Origin of the sequence: Roseibium sp., assembly GCF_025698965.1 — a bacterium.
Lineage (GTDB): Bacteria > Pseudomonadota > Alphaproteobacteria > Rhizobiales > Stappiaceae > Roseibium.
Window position 1 is genome coordinate 1 of the sequence record NZ_JAILWL010000367.1, and the last position, 6,651, is coordinate 6,651.

At 56.7% G+C, this 6,651-nt stretch carries 5 protein-coding genes; 3 read left to right on the top strand and 2 right to left on the bottom strand.

The features are described 5' to 3' along the window. Positions 1 to 644: dihydropteroate synthase (locus tag K5905_RS23995; RefSeq protein WP_297588714.1), on the top strand; the 644-nt coding region annotated here is incomplete at its 5' end. Between the two features lie 229 nt (positions 645 to 873). Beyond that, positions 874 to 2,910 carry an ASKHA domain-containing protein gene (locus K5905_RS24000; protein WP_297588717.1) on the top strand — a complete coding sequence of 679 codons (2,037 nt, stop codon included), beginning with the start codon at positions 874 to 876 and terminating at the stop codon, positions 2,908 to 2,910. 47 nt (positions 2,911 to 2,957) lie between these two features. Here the strand turns inward: K5905_RS24000 and K5905_RS24005 are convergent, their stop codons facing one another. Both K5905_RS24005 and K5905_RS24010 read right to left on the bottom strand, forming a co-directional pair. Continuing rightward, the gene (locus K5905_RS24005; protein ID WP_297588719.1) at positions 2,958 to 4,010 is read right to left on the bottom strand and encodes a pyridoxal-phosphate dependent enzyme; all 1,053 of its coding nucleotides are present in this window, start codon (positions 4,008 to 4,010) and stop codon (positions 2,958 to 2,960) included. A 135-nt stretch (positions 4,011 to 4,145) separates the two neighbouring features. Further along, positions 4,146 to 4,673, bottom strand: coding sequence for a hypothetical protein (locus tag K5905_RS24010; RefSeq protein ID WP_297588722.1), 528 nt, complete (start codon positions 4,671 to 4,673; stop codon positions 4,146 to 4,148). 250 nt (positions 4,674 to 4,923) lie between these two features. On the opposite strand from K5905_RS24010, the gene K5905_RS24015 reads away from it, so the two are divergent. Beyond that, a complete protein-coding gene (locus K5905_RS24015; RefSeq protein ID WP_297588724.1) occupies positions 4,924 to 6,570 on the top strand; it encodes an ethylbenzene dehydrogenase-related protein in 1,647 nt (548 codons plus the stop codon). Positions 6,571 to 6,651: the final 81 nt, after the last annotated feature.

Consider the following 6,651-nt stretch of genomic DNA (forward strand, 5'->3'; position numbering starts at 1 on the left):
AAGCTATCAAGGCCGGGCTTGAAGTGACCAAGGGCCGTCCGCTTGTGAACTCGGTAACAGGCGAGGAGGAAAAACTCGAAGCGATCCTTCCGCTTATCAAGAAATATGATGTTCCAGTGGTCGCGATCTCCAATGATGAGACCGGTATTTCCGAGGACCCGGATGTCAGGTTCGAAGTTGCACGGAAAATCGTTGAACACGCGGCGGATTACGGCATCCCCGCACACGACATTGTCGTGGACCCACTGGTCATGCCGATCGGGGCCATGGGCACCGCCGGTCAGCAGGTATTCCAGCTTCTGCGCCGCCTGCGCGAGGAACTGAAAGTCAACACGACCTGCGGCCTCTCCAACATTTCTTTCGGTCTGCCGCATCGTCACGGCATCAACGCCGGCTTTATCCCGATGGTCATCGGTGCAGGCATGACGTCTGCAATCATGAACCCGTGCCGACCGCAGGAAATGGAAGCTGTCCGTGCGGCGAACGTTCTGAACGGTACCGACCCGAATTGCCAGGAATGGATCATGACCTATCGTGATCATCAGCCGGCAGCTGCCGCAGGCGCCGCCGCTGCACCGGCGGAAGGTGCGTCGGCAGGCGGCCGCCGTCGCGGAGGTCGGGCTGCAAGGAGGTCTGCGGGCTGAATCCGGACCTGAACATTTGTTGGGGCTCCTCCCTCCCCAAGACGGGTGATCGTCACCCCACTCCCTCCCCTTTTTGGGGAGGGTTTTGTGCATAGAATGGTGGTCGTACGTATTTCCGGTTGGTAACGCGCGACCGAACGCTCCGTTGCTTCGTGCGAGAGAGACTGGATAAGGTTCACCCCAAAGACCAGGACGGTAAAACCGACCTGAAGAAGTCCAAAAGGCACCGATGACCGAAGAAACCAAACTCGCCAAAGTCGTTTTTCAACCCAGCGGACGACGGGGAACATTTGCCGTTGGAACGCCACTTCTCGACGCTGCACGATCTCTTGGCGTTTATGTGGAATCTGTCTGTGGCGGCCGCGGGATTTGCGGACGGTGTCAGATCGCAGTGTCCGAGGGTACATTTGCCAAGGAAAATCTGACAAGCACCGCAGAAAACCTTGAAGGTGCGACCGAGGCGGAAGCCCGATATGCGACACTTCGAAACCTCCCGGCTGACCGGCGCCTGTCGTGCCAGGCGAAGATCCTGGGCGATCTGGTGGTGGACATACCAACCGACGCGCAAACCAACCGCCAGGTGGTGCGCAAGCGCGCGGAAGCCAAGCATATCGACCCGGACAGCGCGGTTTCCCTGGTCACCGTTTCGATTGACGAGCCTGATATGGAAACCCCTCGAGGTGACATCGATCGCCTGCGGGAGGCACTGATCGCCGAGACAGGCCTCGATGGCCTGAAGGTCGACCCGGTACTTCTGCCGAGTGTTCAAAGTGTATTGCGCAAGGGGCAATGGACTGTCACGGCAGCGATCTACCAGGACGAAAATCAGACACCGACGCTTGTTGCTCTGTGGCCGGGTGCCAAGAAAGCCGTCTATGGTCTGGCGGTTGATATCGGTTCAACGACGATTGCAGCGCATCTGTGCAACCTGAAGAACGGGCGTACGGTTTCCTCGGCGGGAACATCCAATCCGCAGATCCGTTTCGGTGAAGATCTGATGTCGCGGGTTTCCTATGTGCAGATGAACCCGTCGAAGTTGCCGGATCTGACCAAAGCCGTGCGCGATGCGATCAACGCATTGATCGGAAAGCTGGTCGGAGATGTCGGTGCGGAGCGATCGGATGTACTTGATGCCACGTTTGTCGGCAATCCGGTCATGCATCACCTGTTCCTGGGAATTGATCCGGTCGAATTGGGAGGCGCTCCCTTCGCTCTGGCCGCATCCGATGCGATGGTTCTGAACGCTCGCGATCTTGATCTGGAGCTGAACCCGGGTGCCAGGGTCTACATGCTGCCCTGCATTGCGGGTCACGTTGGCGCCGATGCTGCAGCAGCAACACTGTCGGAAAGCCCCTATAGCCACGAGGAAATCACGCTTCTGGTCGATGTCGGAACCAACGCTGAAATCGTCCTGGGCAACAAGCACCGCCTGCTTGCCGCCTCCTCTCCTACAGGACCGGCATTTGAAGGTGCGGAGATTTCTTCCGGCCAGCGAGCCGCCCCGGGAGCAATCGAGCGCATCCGCATCGACAAGGACACTCTGGAACCGTGTTTCAAGGTGATCGGTGTCGACGAATGGTCGAATGAAGACGGCTTTGCGGAAAAAATTGACAGCGTCGGTGTTACCGGCATCTGCGGCTCCGGCATCATTGAGGCAGTCGCCGAGATGTTTCTTGCCGGTTTGATCACGGAAGATGGTGTCATTGACGGTTCCATGGCGGAGCGTACGCCTCGTGTTCAGGCACAAGGCCGGACCTTTTCCTATATGATCGCAAATGATGGCGTGGAGATATCCATCCTTCAGACCGACATTCGCGCAATCCAGCTCGCCAAAGGTGCTCTTTATGCCGGCGTCAAGCTGCTGCAGGATAAGCTCGGCACTTATGAGCTCGACCGGATCCGCCTTGCAGGAGCGTTCGGCAGCTATATCGATCCGAAATATGCAATGATCCTCGGTCTCATCCCCGATTGCCAACTCGATGGTGTTTCGGGTGTTGGCAACGCAGCCGGCACCGGGGCGCGGATGGCGCTGCTCAACAGAGGATATCGCCGGGAAATCGAACAGACAGTCCGAGATATCGAGAAGATCGAAACCGCGCTGGAACCGAAATTTCAGGAGCACTTCGTCAACGCAATGGCCCTTCCCAACAAGGTCGACCCGTTCCCGAACCTGAAGACTGCGATCGAGTTGCCGAAGCGCAAAGAGTTGCCGACAGCCGACACTGCGGTGGGGGGTGAACGTCGCAGACGCAGGCGGAGAGGCTAAACGTTCTCTCCCTTCCCATCGTTTGCACGAATGTGGTCTGTACCTGTTTAGGCCGGGCCCTCGGAAACGATCACAAGCGATCTCGCATCTGCATCAAGGCGGCCGGTCTCAACATCCTTGCAAAGCGCGCCATAGCCTGCTGCTCCCGACGGTGTGGTGGCAAGTCCGAGGCCGGTGACGGCCTCCGCTGCCAACTCCCCTTCTTCTTCGCTTAGATTCGCGTATCGAACGTTGCAGCGCTCCAGGGTCTGCCAGGCAACAATCGAAGGCTCCTTGCAGTCAAGCCGCCCCATATTGCTATCGGGACCCTCTGCACGCACGGGACGACCTGCGTCATGACTTGCCTTCAGACAAAGCGCGGCTTCCGGTTCCACGACAATCAGTTCCGGTTGAATTGACCAGTTTTTCCGGATCATGTGTGCCATTGCAGCGGCCAGTCCACCAACACCGGCCTGCAGGTAAACGTGGGTCGGCCATACGCCTGATGCCTCAAATTCCGCCCGCAGTTCCTCTGCAATAACGGTATAGCCTTCCATCACCAGTTTCGGGATCTCGGTGTAGCCCTGCCATGTGCCATCGGCCAACAGGGTCGCACCGGTCCGCTCGGCATCTGCAATCGCCTCGGCCACGCTGTCGTCATAGGTTTCTCCAGCCCGAACCACTTCGGCACCACGTTCCTTCAAACGGTCATCGAAACCTGCCGGTACTGTTTTTGCCAGATAAATACGTGCTTTGGCTCCAAGCTCTTTCGCCCCTGCGGCGACCCCAAGACCGTGGTTTCCTGCACTTGCACAGACAAAGCTCTGCCGTGACGCAAAGGCGCGCAAGTCCGCATCCTTCAATCGGGAAGGCGTTATGTCTTCTCCGGTCTCGCTTTTCCAGGCCTCCATGATCAGACGGGCCACGGCATATGGTCCGCCCAACGCCTTGAAGGCACCGAGTCCCATGCGCGAAGTCTCATCCTTGAGCCAGAGCGGCGAACCTCCTGGGTGGAGCGCCTCACGCAAGGGAGAAGGTTTGTAGGCCACTTGCCCACGGAAATATTGATGAGCGCGGGTGAAATCGGGATCGAATGTCAGATCGTCTACTGATTCTTTCATGGTCCGATCATAACAGCAAAGAACGCGTCAGATGTTTTGCGACGTCTCAAGTTCAGCCTTTTATGAGCTGGTGGCACAACGACCTGCCCAGCGCGTGGCAGCACGCTCGACTTCATGAAAACCACAGCGAAACGGTTACCCCGACACGGTGCTTGATGATCGCATCTCGTCGCCCAGCAATTCCTCCAGAAACACCGCCGTCAATTCGCTGCGTCCACCAACAGCCGCCTTGGCATATACGCTGCTTGCCTGTTGGCGCAGTGTCTTTGACTTCACCTGTCGCAATTCTGAAATTTCGATGAAACTGAACCCCTTGATCAACAACCAGGCGACTTCGGATTCGGCTGCGGTCAGGCCCCAATCGGTAAACTTTGCTGATATGCGGTTCGCAACCCCATCAGATAAACGCAGGTTTACGGCCTTCTGTTCAGCTAGCTTGTCCCTCAACTCTCGGGCAGCTCTTACTTCCAGCCATATCAACCAAATGACCAGGGCCACAACAATGATCTCAATCCAATGATGGTACGCCATGAGACCGGTTTGAGGTTCAGTTTCTTTCAGAAAAAATTCTTCATATAAATCAAGGCACAAATAGAAGCCAGCTACAGCCAGTACAAACAATCTGCAGAACGCGGCCCTGCCATTTTCTGAAAAATCAATCACCGTAGATTCATCCCTTGCGGCGCAATTTTATGCATGTCGGGCAGCGTAAACCTGAACTCAAAAAACGTCGAACGGATGTCTCAAACGAATTCACCCGACATGTGTTCTATGGCCGTTCATGTAAACGTCCGACAAGGATCTGACCACCACTTGGATCGAAAACCCGCATGGGGGAGCGAGCGTTCGGGCCTCAAGTTGGGCACCGGATCGGTACCGGTGATCTTTACACTCTTCTTGGAGGAAGAAATCAATGGTGGCTCCCAGACGTCCAAGATCGGACTTGCCCACTGTCGTTGTTCACTGGTGTCTTGTCGGGACGCTGATCTTCAGCCTCGTCACCGGACTGCGCATTGCGGCAGACATGCCGGATTCGTCCTGGGCCAAAGCGGTCTCCGGCGTCTTGCCGCAAGGCAACGTCATCGTCTGGCACCTCTGGTCGGCAATTGGTTTCCTGGGTCTTTGTGCAGCCTATATCGTGTTCCTGTGGCGTGCCGGTCTCTTCAGCCGAATTGCCTTGTCTGGTGCTGTTTTCAAACAACTCACCGGTAGCGAAGGTGCACAATTGCAGTGGCGAGCTGTTAACATCGTCGTTTACTGGTTGGCATTCTTGTCCCTGATTATTGCCGGCATTACCGGTATTTTGATGGACCTTTTCCCAAGTGCGCTGCCATTCGCCTCAATTGCTCTTGTCCACCAGATTTCAGCGTGGAGCATTCCGGTCTACATCGCGGTGCATATTGCCGCCCTGGCTCTTTACGGCGGTATCTGGCAGGTCCTGAAAATCGTTCGGCCCGTCCCTGCCTATTCCGTTGCAGCAGGCGCCGCATTCGTTGCGGGCGGTGCGCTGGCCGCCGGGTATTACGGCCTGGAAACCGTATCGGACCAGGCCCTTACCCTTCGCAAAATGAGCGATCTACCCAAATTGGACGGTCAGCCCGACGATCTGGTCTGGTCGAGCCTCGATCAGATCATCATCCCGACCATGCGCGGCGCCAATGCACCGGGCGGTGAGATCGATGTCAGTGTCAGAGCCGGATATTCAGGCGGGTATTTCTACGGTCTGTTTCAATGGCCCGACGAAAACCGCAGTCAGAAACACTTGCCGCTGCAAAAGACTGAAGAAGGTTGGAAAGTCGTTCAGACCGAATTCGGTATTCAGGATGAAGACGACTACTACGAGGACAAATTCGGCGTCATGCTTGCTGCGGGCGGCGGAGTTGCGGGTAACGGCTCCATCCATCTGGGCGACAAGCCGTTGGATGGAAAGCCTGGCCCTTCTGGAGGCCGCGGACTTCACTACACCACTGATGGCAGCATCGTCGACGTCTGGCACTGGAAATCGGTACGGTCGGGAAACGCGATCATGAACCAGATCGACGATAACTATTTCGGCGCGCCCATGAAGCCCAAGGCAAAGGGGCGTTACACAGGAGGTTACACCAAGGACCCTAGTGACGGCGGTGGCTTTTACATGAACTGGGAAGGCTATTCCGATGGGATTGTAACACCCAAACGCCTCCCCAAAGACCCTTCCCTGCTTGATCAATTCCAGTCCGTTGACCTCGACCCGAATGCCGGTGACGCAGTTGCCCTGTTCATGTCGGAAGCCGACACGGTGGAATTCGATCCGACACTCGACACCTATCCCGTCGGTACCATCATGCCCGCAGTCATAATCAAGGGCGAATTTGTCGGCGACCGCGGTGACGTCACTGCGGTGTCCAAATGGATGAACGGTATCTGGTCCATGGAAGTCAAAAGAAAGCTTGATACCGGCTCGGACTACGACATCGCCTTCAAGAAAGGCACCCCGACTTACCTCTGGGTCGGTGCCTTCAATCATGCCCAGACCCGGCACAGCCAGCATCTACGGCCTGTCACGGTGACGGTGGAGTAAGTCATGGTGGAGTTGCACATAAAGGGATGGCACGGTGCCATCCCAACCGGCCGAAAGACGCTGCTTGATGCAGCGTTGGCA